Annotated in this window: 11 protein-coding genes and 1 pseudogene; 4 read left to right on the forward strand and 8 right to left on the reverse strand. The window is 55.3% G+C overall.

From position 1 onward, the window contains the following. Positions 1–437: pseudogene (locus ACFE7X_RS17870) on the forward strand (malate dehydrogenase); the annotation flags it as partial. A 164-nt stretch (positions 438–601) separates the two neighbouring features. On the opposite strand, the gene ACFE7X_RS17875 reads toward ACFE7X_RS17870, so the two are convergent. The 5 genes from ACFE7X_RS17875 to mutL all read right to left on the reverse strand — a co-directional run bounded on the left by ACFE7X_RS17875 (position 602) and on the right by mutL (position 6942). Then, positions 602–1744: an acyltransferase family protein gene (locus tag ACFE7X_RS17875; RefSeq protein WP_375437050.1), complete on the reverse strand. Its 1143-nt coding sequence runs from the start codon at positions 1742–1744 to the stop codon at positions 602–604. Between the two features lie 189 nt (positions 1745–1933). Next, on the reverse strand, positions 1934–2806 hold the full coding sequence (locus tag ACFE7X_RS17880; RefSeq protein WP_375437051.1) for a glycosyltransferase family 2 protein: 873 nt from the start codon (positions 2804–2806) through the stop codon (positions 1934–1936). Positions 2807–2954: 148 nt separating this feature from the next. Then, positions 2955–3839 (reverse strand): rhomboid family intramembrane serine protease, encoded by an 885-nt coding sequence (locus ACFE7X_RS17885; protein WP_375437052.1) that lies wholly within the window; start codon positions 3837–3839, stop codon positions 2955–2957. Positions 3840–3948: 109 nt separating this feature from the next. Continuing rightward, positions 3949–4746 (reverse strand): rhomboid family intramembrane serine protease, encoded by a 798-nt coding sequence (locus ACFE7X_RS17890; protein WP_375437053.1) that lies wholly within the window; start codon positions 4744–4746, stop codon positions 3949–3951. 153 nt (positions 4747–4899) lie between these two features. Next, positions 4900–6942: a DNA mismatch repair endonuclease MutL gene (gene mutL / locus ACFE7X_RS17895; RefSeq protein ID WP_375437054.1), complete on the reverse strand. Its 2043-nt coding sequence runs from the start codon at positions 6940–6942 to the stop codon at positions 4900–4902. Positions 6943–7260: 318 nt separating this feature from the next. Here mutL and ACFE7X_RS17900 point away from each other — a divergent pair, with 318 nt between their 5' ends. Both ACFE7X_RS17900 and bshA read left to right on the forward strand, forming a co-directional pair. After that, a complete protein-coding gene (locus tag ACFE7X_RS17900) occupies positions 7261–10215 on the forward strand; it encodes a glycoside hydrolase family 3 N-terminal domain-containing protein (RefSeq protein ID WP_375437055.1) in 2955 nt (984 codons plus the stop codon). Between the two features lie 216 nt (positions 10216–10431). Beyond that, positions 10432–11571, forward strand: coding sequence for an N-acetyl-alpha-D-glucosaminyl L-malate synthase BshA (gene bshA / locus ACFE7X_RS17905; RefSeq protein WP_375437056.1), 1140 nt, complete (start codon positions 10432–10434; stop codon positions 11569–11571). Positions 11572–11678: 107 nt separating this feature from the next. Here the strand turns inward: bshA and ACFE7X_RS17910 are convergent, their stop codons facing one another. Together ACFE7X_RS17910 and ACFE7X_RS17915 are read right to left on the reverse strand one after the other, a co-directional pair. Further along, positions 11679–12209, reverse strand: a complete 531-nt coding sequence (locus ACFE7X_RS17910; RefSeq protein WP_375437057.1) for a 5'(3')-deoxyribonucleotidase — start codon at positions 12207–12209, stop codon at positions 11679–11681. A 46-nt stretch (positions 12210–12255) separates the two neighbouring features. Beyond that, on the reverse strand, positions 12256–12792 hold the full coding sequence (locus ACFE7X_RS17915; RefSeq protein ID WP_375437058.1) for a hypothetical protein: 537 nt from the start codon (positions 12790–12792) through the stop codon (positions 12256–12258). A 290-nt stretch (positions 12793–13082) separates the two neighbouring features. On the opposite strand from ACFE7X_RS17915, the gene ACFE7X_RS17920 reads away from it, so the two are divergent. After that, positions 13083–13433, forward strand: coding sequence for a HesB/IscA family protein (locus ACFE7X_RS17920; RefSeq protein ID WP_375437059.1), 351 nt, complete (start codon positions 13083–13085; stop codon positions 13431–13433). Positions 13434–13537: 104 nt separating this feature from the next. On the opposite strand, the gene ACFE7X_RS17925 is transcribed toward ACFE7X_RS17920, so the two are convergent. After that, entirely contained in the window at positions 13538–13885 is a 348-nt protein-coding gene (locus ACFE7X_RS17925) for a hypothetical protein (RefSeq protein WP_375437060.1), read from the reverse strand. Between the last annotated feature and the right edge of the window lie 81 nt (positions 13886–13966).

The raw sequence follows: 13966 nt of genomic DNA on the forward strand, positions 1-13966 counted from the left end.
CCGTGCTCATGGGCGGCCACGGCGACACGATGGTGCCCCTGCCCCGCTACACCACGGTAGGCGGCATCCCCGTTACCGAGCTGATCGGCAAGGCGGAACTGGACGCCATTGTGCAGCGCACGGCCGTGGGTGGCGGTGAGCTAGTAAAGCTGATGGGTACTTCGGCGTGGTATGCCCCCGGCGCAGCCGCGGCGCAGATGGTGGAAGCCATTGTACGCGACCAACGCCGCGTGTTCCCCGTGTGCATTGAGTTGCAGGGCGAATACGGCATCAATGGCGTGTATTTGGGTGCGCCAGTTATCCTCGGCAAAAATGGCATCGAGAAGGTAATCGAGCTGCAACTCAACGACGAGGAAAAGGCCATGCTGGAAACTTCGCGCGGCCACGTGAAAGAGGTGATGGACGCCCTGGACAACATGAGCAAGGCTTCGGCCTAGTTCCAACTTCAGCCTACCAAACAAAACCGGCCGTTCCGCTAATGCGGAACGGCCGGTTTTGCTTGATGGGTGCTTTGCAATACAGTAAACAACGTCGCTCTTATATACCTGCCGCTGACTTCGAAGCTGTTACTCACACCGTAGCCTGCAAGTGCCGGCTTCTGTTAATTTTTCACGAGTAGCTTCCTCTTCAACCACCGCCTCACGGGTTCATCATACAACTTCAGGCAGGCGTAAGCAAGCAAAACAATGGCGGCAAACGTGAGCAACGCCACTGGCAATGCCTGCTGCCAAGTAGGTTTATGCGTACTCACCCAACCCGTATAGGTATAAATGAGGGGATAGTGCGTGATATAAACGGGATACGAAATATCACCCAGGAACTTGCATAGCCGGGCGGCACCCGTACCGGCTAGTTGCCTGCTAGCTCCTAGCCATACAATCAGGGGGAAAATCAATATAATGCTGAGCGAGTCATAAAGCCCATTCAACCATAGGTGCTCGGCCCCGCCCACTCGGGGGAAGGCGAGAACCAAAACCAGCAGCAGGCTGCACCACAAGAAGGCGTGTTTTACCGAGGCCAGGGTGGCCACACGGCAAAGTAACAGCCCGGCAAAAAACGGATACATCATCCGCGTAAAACCAATCCGGAGTTGGATAGGGTCCAGCGACCAACCTCCAATTACATCCCCGGTCGGACTGGTGACAGCTAAGTGAATCAGGGCAGCACCGGCCAGAATTACCAGCACCGACAGCGCAGTTTTGGAAAGCCTCCGGACGCCAAGCGCATACAGCAGATTGGCGATGTACTCGAAAAACAACGACCAAGCCGGTCCGTCGAGCGGATGCATTTCCTGCCAGCCCCGGATGTCCATCGAGACCGGCACCGGCAGTAAGGTAAACCCGATGAGCATCACCAGCAGCGTTTTCCAGACCGGCACTTCACTGATAGCGGGCCACAGGGTGGAATCCTGGGAATAGAAACACAAGGCCCCGATAACCATGCCTAGTACCACCAGGGGTTGCAGCCGGATAAGACGGACGGTAAAGAATTCCTTTAGCGTCATCCGGCTCCACCGGTCATCATAGGCATAGCCGATAACAAAGCCGGAGAGCAGAAAGAAAAAATCAACGGCTAGATAGCCGTGGTTGATAACCTGGTCGAGGTGACTAGTGGCGTGTGCCTCGCACAAATGAAAAACCACCACCACTAAAGCGGCTACCCCGCGTAGCCCGTCCAGAATCGCATAATGCGGTTTGGTGCTTGATGCCGTTGTTTGCTGCTCCGAAAGTAGTTGTGCCTTCATTTGCCACTTCAACAAGTCTGCTGTTTAACTGCAAGCATAAGAGTGCTTTGCCCCTTTAAACATACGGACTCGTTTTTATTTGCGCATTCAACTACTTCTTGACTCCGCCTTGTCTACAAGCCTTTGCAAACTAGTTGCGGCTCCGTTGTTACTAGCCGACTTGTAGAGGCTCTACCTGCTCGCGCTGCTTTATAGCAATTGATAGTTTCGGTACTCGCCAATGCGGTAGCCGGTGAGGCGAAATACCACTTGCTTGAACTTGTCTTTCAGGCGGTAGCGGTTCCGGGTCATGTCGTGGTCGTAGCGCCAATTTTGCTGCCGCACCCGCTCTTGCATCACCGCCGGATGGGTGCCCCGGAAGTGCTGAAGCGAATCGATTTCGCTGTAGTCGAATTCCGCAGCGGGCACTACGTGTTCGGCCATCCACTCATCGGAGTGCCAGAGTTTACCAAAGGTTTCCTGCTTGCGCTGCATGGCGGCAGGCGTTTTCACGTAGCCGTAGTGGTGCACGGTGGCATCGAGCAGCTTTACGCGCAGCTTCAAGTTGCCAACTTTGCGGAAGCCCTGCGCATCGCGGTACGAATAGATGCCGACCCCGGGCCGCACAATGCGGATTTCGCGGCGGTACCAGCGGGGCGAGTCGCCAATATAGTCGTAGCTGGCGTAGAAATGCCGGTAGTTTAGCAGCAAGCCGTCCACTTGCTTGTCGGCTTGCCAGCGCGCCATGCCGGCCCGAATGGCCGGATAGTCGGCCTCGTGGAGCACCTCATCGGCTTGCAAGTAAATAGCCCAATCGGCCTCTGCGGGCACGGCGGCCAGTGCTTTATCGGTTTCCACGGCCAGCACTTTGCCGCCTTCCCGCAGGGTATCGTCCCAAATAGTTTCCAGAATGTGGATTTTAGGCGAGTTCAGACTCCTAATCAAGCCGAGCGTATCGTCGTTGGAATAACCCACGGCCACTACCACTTCGTCGCAGAGCAGCAGCAGTGAATTGATGCTTTCTAGCACCGGATAATCGTAGGTGACGGCATTGCGCACGAAGGTGAACCCGACAACTTTCATAAGAAACCTTAAAACAGACGAACCTAAGGCGAAACCTACTAAGGATTCACGACTTAACAGATGCTACCAGCAGGTCGCGAGGCAGCACACCGGAAACTCGGAACCACAAAAAACGGCCAAGCGAAACGCTTGGCCGATCAACAAACACTTACTTCTGACTTGCTCGAAAGAGCTTTTGCTTTTCGTCTTTGGAAAGACTTTCGTAGCCAGAGCGCGAAATCTTATCTAAGATGGTGTCGATATCGTTTTGCTCGGGCTTGGGCATGGCGCCTTTCTTGGCGGTAGCTGTAGTGCCACCGCTGCGGTGGGTAACCCGCAAGCGCGGCCGCCCCGACAGCAAGGCACCCACCCAGTCGCCAACGGCTTGCACTGGCGTGCCTAAGTCGCGGCCCCGTTGTAACTGCTTGATATACAAGAAGCCCAGCAAAGCCCCCCCAAGGTGTGCAATTTCGCCGCCCGCGTTGCCCTTGTCGAGGCTAGCCAGTGATACGAGTACTACCACGGCCGCAATGTATTTGATCTTGACTGGCCCGATAAAGATGACGCTGAAGGTATAGTCGGGCAGCAGCGTGGCAGCACCCACGATTATGGCCACCACGCTAGCCGAAGCGCCGTACAAAATAGAAGGCCGGCCCTGGAAAACGGGCAGCAAGTTGAAAGCCAGCAGATACAGTACCACGCCCGCTAACGCACCCAGCACATAGAGACTAACCAGCTTCCGGTCGCCGAGGTATTCGCGCACCAGTGAGCCAAACCAATACAGGTTCAGCAAGTTGAATAGGATATGAAAAAACCCGATGTGGGTGAAGCTGTAGGTAAGCAGCGTCCAGGGGCGGGTGAGCAGCCGCATCGGCTCCGAAGGCACGGCAATCCATTCCAGGATTATGCCTTGGCTGCTAGAGCCCGTGCTCACGAACATAACAGCGCCGAACAGAATCAACACGACGAACACCAGCGCGTTAATCAACAGCAGTTGATTAAGCGCGTTGTCGCGCCGGCTGAAGGCAGTACGGATATCGTTGATAAAACTCATGGGAAGAGAAGCTTAAAACAAAGAACGCAGATTCCGGAAAGTTTGCTGGCGCGAATCCCGCATAACACCTAGTCTCGGGTGGTTACTAACCGGGCTAGTGGCACCTTACTCAACCGTAATGGGTACCATTCCGTTGCCAGATTTTCAACACGATAAAGCCAATCAACATTCCACCCAAATGTGCGAAGTGCGCCACATTGTCGCCCGGCACCGGATGAATGCCTTGGTACAGTTCGTAAGCAGTATAGAGCAATACGAACAACCAGGCTTTGATAGGAAAAGGAAGCGGAAAGATGAAAAGCGTTTGCTGCGGAAACAGGTAACCGAAAGCGAATAGCACCCCAAACAGAGCGCCCGAAGCGCCCAGCATCCCGGCAACTGGGCTGTTCAACGCCTGGTCATAAATGGCGTCAACCGCCTCAGTAGCCATCGATACCAGCTTTTGGTCGTTGGGCGTGCGTTGGAGCTGAGCGGCAACTTGTTGGTAGGACTCGCCGGCACTAGGGAGATTATCGCGAAAAAAATCGGCAAAGGCAATACCCGAGGGCTCCTGATGAAACGCTATGCGGTCCACATTCATCTGGTGCAACTCGTAGTTGCGCACTCCTTCGTAAAGCACACCCGCCCCGATGCCACAAATCAGCCAATACGTCAGGAACCGCTTAGGCCCCCACACGTCTTCCAAAGAAGCCCCAATGAACACCAAACCGAGCATATTAGACAGCAAGTGCCCAATACCACCGTGCATGAACATATAGGTCACGAACTGCCAAGGCTGAAAATACACAGAACCGAACGGATACAACGCCCCTAGCACGGTGAGCTGCGCGCCAAGCTGACTTTGCAAGAAAAATACCAATACATTGATAATGAGCAGGACGCGGACAGTAGGGGTGAGTCGGAACATGAATCGCTGAGTTGCGCTGATTGAATTGATTTCGCTGATTATTTCCCTTACGCTGATTGTCTTGAATTCGTCGGGCCGTAGGCGCTAGCTACAGTTATGAACACCGCCCGCCTGAAACGTTGGAACCAATAAAATCATGCTAACGAGCACTTATCAACGAGTAAAGAAGCTGTGCAACTGGCTCATCTCCAGCATGACCAGGGTACGGCGGCCATCGGGCGTGTAGCCGGGCACCTGGCAGGCAAAGAGCCGATCCACCAGGGCCGTCATTTCGGTGTCGGAGAGGCGGGCGGTAGCGGCGGTGGTGGCTACGCGGCGGGCTAGCGCGCGAGCCATCTGCTCGCGGCGCTCCAGTTTAACCGGACCTGCGCTATTGCGAAATTGTTCGATGAGGCTTTCCAGCAGCTCTTTCTCGTCGCGGGCGGGCACGTCGGCTGGAATGCCTTCCACGGCAATCGTGTTCTTACCGAAATCGGAAAACCGGAATCCAAGGGCCCGCAATGCTTCCTCTACTTCCCGCAGCACAGCAAAATCTTGCGGCGAAAAGGTAACCGTCCGGGGGAACAACAACGTTTGGGACGTGCCTGTTTCGCGCTCCAATTCCTGCGCATACTGCTCGAAAAGAATTCGCTCCCGCGCCGCTGCCTGATCAATCAGCATCAACCCCGACTTAACGGGCACCAATAGATATTGCTGTTGCAATTGCAACACCTTCCCCCCCGTGTTACCGCTGCTTTCACGCAAGGGCAGCTGCGGTGGCGCAGTAGGCGCTGCCGGCAGCACTGGCGCGAGGACCACGGGCGGTTTGGCGGCAACTGGCTCGGGAGTTTCTGCGGCGGTTTGCGCGGCCGTCAAAGCCGACGCCGACGGGACGGGTACGCCGATGGCCGTCGCCTCACGCTCTACATCGGGCACGTTGAGCTGGCTTAGCGACTTGTAGAATTCCTCTAGTTCGCGCTTGGCTTGCTCGGTAGGCTTGGGTGGCATCTGCCGCTCGTGCGCATCCGAGCGAGTGGCGCCGCTACTGGAGTTGCTACCAGTTCGGGGTTCCCGCGGAGTTGATTGTGCTGCCTGCGAAGCTGCCGACGCCAGGGCATCGGGTCGGAAGCTGCTCAGGTCGAAGGTGCTTTTCTGGTTGCCTCCTAAGCTCAGAGGCTGAATGGGCGCAAAGTTCACATCTCCCTCGAAGTCCAGGGACGGGGCCATGTTGTGCAACCCCAAGGACTGCTTCACCGCAGCGCGCACAATGGCGTACACCGTTTTCTCGTCCTCGAACTTGATTTCCGTTTTGGTGGGGTGCACGTTGATGTCAATGGACTTCGGGTCGAGGTCCAGAAACAGCACGTAGAACGGATACGTGTCTTTGGGCAGCAACCCTTCGTAGGCCGTCAGCACGGCGTGGTTGAGGTAGGCCGAGCGTATAAAGCGGTTGTTGACGAAGAAGAACTGGTCGCCGCGACTTTTCTTGGCCGATTCCGGCTTACCGATAAAGCCCCGAACCGTGATGAACGGTGTAACTTCCTCGCAAGCCGCTAGCTGCTCTTTGTAGCCGTTGCCGAGCAAGCTCACAATGCGCTGGCTCAGCTTACCCGACGGCAGGTTGAATACCTCAAGGTCATTCTGAAACAGCGAAAACGCTATTTGCGGATTGGCTAACGCAATGTGCTGAAACTCGTCGAGGATGTGCCGCATTTCCACGGCGTTGCTCTTAAGGAAGTTGCGACGGGCCGGCACGTTGAAAAACAAGTTCTTCACGCTGATACTGGTCCCGTCGGGGCAGGCTACGGGCTGCTGGCTGGTGATTTGGGAGCCTTCCACGAGCAGCAGCGTGCCGGTGTCCTGGTCGCGGGGTTTGGTGCGCAGCTCCACCTGGGCCACGGCCGCAATAGAGGCCAGCGCCTCGCCCCGGAAGCCGAGGGTGCGGATGCGGAACAGATCGTCGGTAGTGCGGATCTTACTGGTGGCGTGGCGCTCGAGGCTCATCCGGGCGTCGGTGGCACTCATGCCGGCCCCGTTATCAACCACTTGCACCAGCTGTTTGCCGGCGTCTTTGATGACAAGCTGAATTTGGGTGGCGCCCGCGTCGACAGCGTTTTCGAGCAGTTCTTTTACCGCCGAGGCCGGGCGCTGCACCACCTCACCAGCCGCAATTTGGTTGGCCAGATATTCGGGAAGCAGCTGAATTATGTCGGCCATGCCAGTGAAAGAAAAAATGTACGAAAGGTGAAAATGAACACGTTAGTATGTGGAAAAATTGCATTACGGCGGTGCTTCTACATCCAGCCACCAAAATTTATCCGTAGATTTGCAATCAACATTCGTGTGGGAAGCGTTGTTCGGACTTCCGAATCAAGGCTTTGGAAAGAGTAGTGGAATGGATGCCGCGGACCCGTCTCGTCGACCGCCGGATGATCTGGGCCGCTTTCTTTTTCTTACACGGATTCAGGCAAAAGTAGGGCGAATTCCGCTTGCTTTCAACCAGAGTATATCACGCCAGAATTACCACGGGAGCCGATGCTCAAGGATTTTCGGATTAGACTCTTCCTGTTGCTCTTGGCCGCGACGGGTCTACTCATTACATCGGCAGTGCCCTACGACGATGTCGCCCGGCCCCGGTCAGTAGCCGAGCAAAACTGGGTGGACAGCGTGTTCACCTCGCTCACCCCCGACCAGCGGCTGGGCCAGCTGTTTATGGTGGCCGCTTATTCCAACAAAGACAAGCGCCACGCTCAGTCCATCGAAAACCTGATCCGCAACCAGAACATTGGCGGGTTGATGTTTTTGCAGGGTGGTCCGCGCCGACAAGCCGTCCTGACCAACCGCTACCAAGCCGCCGCTAAGGTTCCGCTTTTGATTTCGCTGGATGCCGAATGGGGGCTTGATATGCGCCTGGATTCGAGCATGCACTTCGCCAAGCAAATGACGCTCGGCGCCATGGACGACGACCAGTACGTGTACCAGATGGGCCGCGAAATTGCCCTGAAGATGAAGACGCTGGGCGTGCACATCAGCTTCTCGCCGGTGATGGATATCAACTCCAACCCCGACAACCCAGTTATCGGTAACCGCTCGTTCGGCGAAGACAAAGAGCAGGTAGCCAAGCGCGGCGTGCAATACTTGCGCGGCCTCCAGGACCACGGCATCATGGCCGTCGTGAAGCACTTCCCCGGCCACGGCGACACCGATGTGGATTCGCACGTGGCGCTGCCCGTTATCAACTCCGACCTGGCCCACCTAACCAACGTGGATTTGTACCCGTTTCAGCAGGCCATCCAGTCGGGCGTGATGGGCGTGATGGTAGGGCACCTGTACATGCCGCTTTTCGATACGGTACGTTCCGTGAGTGCCACCGTATCCCACAACCTTGTTACGGGCTTGTTGAAGGAGAAGATGGGCTACAAGGGGTTGGTTTTCACGGATGCTCTCAATATGAAGAGCGTGTCGAACCTCTACAAACCGGGCCAGTTGGATGCCCTGGCTTTGCTGGCTGGCAACGATGTGCTGCTTTTCTCGGAAGATGTGCCGGTGGCCTTAACCAAAATCAAGGAAGCTATTGCCGCCGGCAGCATTTCGCAGGAAGACGTAGACCAGCGGGTGCGCAAGATTCTGCGGGCCAAGTTTTGGGCCGGCCTCAACCGTTTCCAACCCATCAATGTGCCTACTCTAATGGCCAACCTGAGCCGGCCGCAAAGCCGCGCGGTGGCACAGGAGATATTCGAGCATGCCACTACTGTTGTCAAGAACGAAGACAACCTCCTCCCCTTCCTGCGCCTCGACACCCTGCGGGTTGCCACCGTTACGATTGGCGCGGGTACGGGCAGCACGATAGGCGAGATTATGGGTAAGTACCAGAGCGGCCCGGTGTATCCGGTAGCCAACCGCTACGCCCCGGACACGACGTTTGCTCGCCTACTGCCGCGCCTAGCGCCCTACAATACGGTGGTCGTGACGCTGCACAACATGAACAACACCCCTACCCATAACTACGGTATCGGGGATGGGGCGCTGAAATTTATCAAAGAGCTGCAAGCCAACCCGAACTTAAAAACGGTGGTGGTAGCCATGGGCAATGCCTACGCGCTGAAGTATCTTGACAGTGCGCGTACTCTTGTTTGCGGCTACGAAGACACTTATCCGGCGCAACTCGTGGTGCCACAGGTGCTGTTTGGGGCTTTGCCCGCCAAAGGTCACCTGCCCGTCACGGTGACGCCGGAACTGAAAGCAGGTACCGGAGTGCCTACCCTCGATTTGCGCCGCCTCCGCTACGCCACTCCCGAAAGCGAAGGCCTTGATTCAAAAGTGCTAGCCCAAATCGACAACATTGCGCTGGAGACTGTTGCGTACGCGGCGGCCCCCGGCTGCCAGGTGCTTGTAGCCAAGAACGGCGCCGTGGTGTTCGATAAGAGCTATGGTTACTGCACCTACGACAAGTCGCAGCCGGTAAGTGCGAGCACCCTCTACGACCTGGCTTCCGTGACCAAGGTGGCGGGCACCTTGCAGGCCATTATGCACCTCAAAGACCAGGGCACGCTGAACTTGGATAGCAAAGTAGCATCCTATCTGCCCGAGCTAAAGCAAACCAACAAGAAGGATATGACGGTGCGCGACGTGCTGCTGCACCAAGCGGGCTTGAAAGCGGGGATTCCGACCTGGGAGAAGACCATCACCAAAACCGGCCCGAAGCCTACTTTCTACGCCAGCACCAGCGCCACGGGCTTCCCGAACGAAGTAACGCCTTCCCTATTCAGCGTCCAGACTGCCGAAGATTCGGTGTGGACCTGGGTGCAACGCTCCAGCTTGTTGCCGAAAGTGAAAGGCAAATACCCAGTTGAGTATAGCGACTTGAGCTTTATCATCCTGAAGCGCGTAGCGGAGAAGCTGCTGAATCAGCCGATTGAGAACTTCCTGGACCGGAACTTCTATAAGCCGTTGGGTTTGGGCACCATGACCTACAACCCGCTGGCCAAGTTTCCGCAGTCGTGCATTGCTCCCACCGAAAACGACACGTATTTCCGCCGTACGCAGCTGCAAGGCACCGTCCACGACCAAACCGCCGCCATGATTGGCGGGGTGGGCGGCCACGCCGGCTTGTTTGCAAATGCCAACGACCTGGCTATTCTGATGCAGATGAACCTGCAAAACGGCCGCTATGGTGGCCACGGCTATTTTCAGTCGCCGGTGGTAACGGAGTTTGCGCGCAGCACAGTGGCCGGCAACCGGCACGGCTTGGGCTGGGACCATGGCGACCCAAGCAAGCCCGAGGGTCCTACTTCCAACCTCTCGCCTGCCAGCACATTTGGCCACACCGGTTTCACAGGCACCTGCGTTTGGATGGACCCCGAAAACAAAATCCTCTACATCTTTCTTTCCAATCGGGTGTACCCCGACGCGGGCAACAATAAGCTGCGTCAGTACAACATCCGCACCCGCATTCACGACGTTATTTACAAGTCGCTGCTCAAATCATGATTTGTTGTTTGACGCTGCATTTACCCTGACCTGCAATAGGCGGTGAGGCATCCAATGGGGATGGCTTGCCGCCTTTTTTGTTTTTTGTTGTCCTTGCCGCGCGAACTGTCCTTCCGACGCAGGAGGAATCCGAGAGAAGACGCTTAAACGAAATACCTCAGATTCCTCCTGCGTCGGAAGGACAGTTCACGCTGACCCGACGAATTTCCCTCTCTCATGAACATAGGTATCGTTTGTTACCCCACCTTCGGCGGCTCCGGCGTCGTGGCAACTGAACTCGGTAAGGCGCTGGCCCTGAAGGGTCACCGCGTGCATTTTATCACCTATAGCCAACCGGTACGCCTCGACTTCTTCAACGAGAACCTGTTCTACCACGAGGTATATATTCCGCCGTATCCGCTGTTCCAATTTCCGCCCTACGAGTTGGCATTGGCCAGCAAAATGGTGGACATCGTGCAGAATGAAAAGCTGGATGTACTGCATGTGCACTACGCCATTCCGCACGCCTCGGCGGCCTACATGGCCAAGCAGATTCTAATTACCAAAGGCATTCGAGTACCCGTCATCACTACCCTGCACGGCACCGATATTACGTTGGTAGGCAAAGATGCCAGCTACGAGCCCGTCGTCACGTTCAGCATCAATCAGTCAGATGTCGTGACGGCGGTTTCAGCGGACTTGCGCAAGGAGACGTATGCTTATTTCGCCATCGAGAAGGATATAGTGGTGATACCGAACTTCATCAACCTCGACCGGTTCAAGAAGCAAGACAAATCACACTTCAAAGCGGCTATTGCTCCCGATGGGGAGAAGCTGCTTATTCATACCTCCAACTTTCGCTCGGTGAAACGAGTGGAAGACGTGGTACGCATCTTCGATGGGGTGCGCAAGCAGGTGCCTGCCAAATTGCTGCTCGTGGGCGACGGCCCGGACCGGCCGCGCATCGAAAAGCTTTGCCGCGACTTAGGCTTATCTAGCCATGATGTGCGTTTCTTGGGCAAGCTCGAAGCTGTAGAGGAAGTACTCAGCGTGTCTGACTTGTTCTTGATGCCCTCCGAAAAAGAAAGTTTCGGCCTAGCCGCTTTGGAAGCTATGTCCTGCGAAGTACCTGTCATCAGCACCAATGCTGGCGGCATTCCCGAGTTGAACGAGCACGGCATAACCGGTATGGTTAGCAACGTGGGCGACATCGCCGATATGGTAAAAAACGCGTTGTACGTACTGGAGGACGAAAATCTCCCTCGTTTCAAAGCCGCCGCCCGCGCCCACGCCGAGACCTTTGCAACCGATAAGATAGTACCTCACTATGAAGCCTGCTACCAACGGGCTATCGATGCGCAGTTGGCAGTAGTGTAAGCAAGAAGTTGCTGGAAATTAGTAGCTGCTCAATTAAAAGTTCGCGCGCCACTTTTACCCTCAGTTAGAGTAGAAGTGGCGCGCGAACTTTTAGCCTCGATTGCCAACTATAGAAATAACCCCGCTATTTCCTGCCAGTTATGTACGCGCCGGTAGCGAGTTTCGTGGGCGTTGTGCGGCGCATCGAACAAAAGACCTTCGCCGCGAAAGCCGTCGAAGTTGAAGGCATTATCGTCGATGAGGTAATCGGCATTGATGATGCTCTTGTCGCCGCAGAACACGATGTTGCGCCAGGGAATGAAGTCGAAGTGCTGCTTGAGCCAGTTGTACTTATCGACAAAAGAGTTGGGAAACTCCATGGCGGCCGTAGCAATGAACAACTCGTGACGCTGGGCTATTTCGCGCAGTACGCGCTGGCTGTCGGCAATGATAGGGAGGTCCTTGAAGAAGCCGGGCCGGTTGGGGTATTCGCGGAGGGCCGGCCGGTGCTCGGGGGCTACGATATCACGCATCTTTTTGCCGTGCAGCTGCTCCCGCGTTATGATGAGCTCGAAGTCTGTCCCATACCATTCCTGAAACCGGGCGATGGAATCGGCAATTACCTCGTCCATATCCACGGCAATACGTGATTTGATCATAAGTTGAGTTTAAATACAGAGCCCAGTTAGCATAGCAGCTAAAGCGCTAAAACAAGCCTGCCGCTTCGCGCTTCACCGCTTGCAAAGCGCGTTCCGTCGGATCAACCTCCTCGTTTATCAGGTTTTCAAGCACCCGTTTGGCTAGTTCAGTACCGCGAGCCTGCTGCGGCTGCGGTAGCATCTGGTACGACTTGTTGATGACGGTGAGGATGTGCTCTTTGGCACCCTTGACCTCGGCCCACGTATCGGGGCTCATGTAAAGCTGCTGCGAAAGGTTGTGTTCGTATTCAGCGCGGATTTCCTGGAGCAGAAGCCGATAATAGTCGGGCGCGGTTTGGCCGGCACTGCCCAAGCGAATCAGGATGTTGTTGGGCGTAATGCGCTCTAGTAGCAGCGTGACCCGCTCCAGCGCCTGCAAACGCAAGGGCAACGTGGTTTTGGTTGCTTCGAGCCGTAGTTCGATCAGGCGCCGCTGTTGCTCTTTCTCTAAGTATTGCTGGATCAGATAAAAAATGGAGCCGGCCACAATGAGCGCTGGCAGAATAATTTTCAGTAAGTCGAAGAGGTAAGCAGTGGTATTCATTAGGAGTTGGTAGAAACCAGAAGGTAGCGCGAATGCCGGCCGATGGAAATTACGTCGGGGCGTGGCGTATTGTTAAATCTCGAAAGAGTTAATCGGCGTCAAAGCCATGCGTCAACACGTCCCACCAAGTTTTCGGCCGCGCAAAGATACATCGTGAACCGTGGGCGCGGCTACGTTGTTGTTGCTATTGAAGACCCTATTGGGGGTAGTAGTATTTCGGGAAGCTTGTCCATGCAATACTACTCAACTTCGTATCTTTGCTGACATACTTCCCCAAACACGAACATACTATGGCTACCGCCGTTGCTAAGCTTGCTCCTATCAACCTCACGCCCCGCGCTTTGGAAGAGGTTCGTATTATTCTGCGCGAGAAGAATGTGCCAACTGAGTACGGCCTGCGCGTAGGCGTACAGGGCGGTGGCTGCTCGGGCATGAGCTACCTGCTCGGCTTCGACAAAGCCAAGGAGCAAGACGAAATCTTCGACCTTGATGGCGTACTGCTCATCATGGATAAAAAACACGCCATGTACGTAATGGGCATGGAAGTCGACTTCCAGGATGGTCTCAACGCCCGTGGTTTCGTCTTCAACAATCCCCAAGCTAAAAGCACTTGCGGCTGCGGCTCGTCGTTCTCGGCGTAAACACGACTTTCACAGGTAACTGATTTAGGTCGGTATCATCTATAAAAGCAATGAGCCCTGGCTTAACGGTCAGGGCTCGTTGCTTTTACCCCGTGTAGAAGCGCTTACTTTCCTGCTAGCAGCGCTAGTACGGCCGCAGGATCTTCCACTTCCACAATCAGTTGGTTGTATTCACTATGCTCTAGCTCGATAATGACGGCCCTTTCGAGCTTATGCACATCCCAAAAGACACGTTTGTCGTGCTGATAGAAAGTACCTGCGGTTATTAAACCTGGGATATGCGTGCCGGGCGCTTTAAAGCCATGCCACCAACCTTTTAGCGATTCTGCATCTTGGCGGGCACTACGGATATGCTCCATCGGAATCTGGATCTGGCTTTTGAAGGCCCATAGCTTGTGCATCCCTTTGACTTCAAACACGGCGTTATTGCCTTCTACGGTTACTTCGACCATTCTGCCTTTGGTGTTGAGGGGATAAAGGATATTGCTGGTAAGTTAGCGTTTCATTGTTTGGGTGACCTAGCTAAGCTTTCC

The sequence above is a fragment of the uncultured Hymenobacter sp. genome (assembly GCF_964242765.1).
Taxonomy (GTDB): Bacteria; Bacteroidota; Bacteroidia; order Cytophagales; family Hymenobacteraceae; genus Hymenobacter.

Coding starts and splice junctions, on each gene's coding strand:
- ACFE7X_RS17875 (WP_375437050.1), bottom strand. CDS start 1,744: ATGAAGGCACAACTACTTTCGGAGCAGCAAACAACGGCATCAAGCACC.
- ACFE7X_RS17880 (WP_375437051.1), bottom strand. CDS start 2,806: ATGAAAGTTGTCGGGTTCACCTTCGTGCGCAATGCCGTCACCTACGAT.
- ACFE7X_RS17885 (WP_375437052.1), bottom strand. CDS start 3,839: ATGAGTTTTATCAACGATATCCGTACTGCCTTCAGCCGGCGCGACAAC.
- ACFE7X_RS17890 (WP_375437053.1), bottom strand. CDS start 4,746: ATGTTCCGACTCACCCCTACTGTCCGCGTCCTGCTCATTATCAATGTA.
- mutL (WP_375437054.1), bottom strand. CDS start 6,942: ATGGCCGACATAATTCAGCTGCTTCCCGAATATCTGGCCAACCAAATT.
- ACFE7X_RS17900 (WP_375437055.1), top strand. CDS start 7,261: ATGCTCAAGGATTTTCGGATTAGACTCTTCCTGTTGCTCTTGGCCGCG.
- bshA (WP_375437056.1), top strand. CDS start 10,432: ATGAACATAGGTATCGTTTGTTACCCCACCTTCGGCGGCTCCGGCGTC.
- ACFE7X_RS17910 (WP_375437057.1), bottom strand. CDS start 12,209: ATGATCAAATCACGTATTGCCGTGGATATGGACGAGGTAATTGCCGAT.
- ACFE7X_RS17915 (WP_375437058.1), bottom strand. CDS start 12,792: ATGAATACCACTGCTTACCTCTTCGACTTACTGAAAATTATTCTGCCA.
- ACFE7X_RS17920 (WP_375437059.1), top strand. CDS start 13,083: ATGGCTACCGCCGTTGCTAAGCTTGCTCCTATCAACCTCACGCCCCGC.
- ACFE7X_RS17925 (WP_375437060.1), bottom strand. CDS start 13,885: ATGGTCGAAGTAACCGTAGAAGGCAATAACGCCGTGTTTGAAGTCAAA.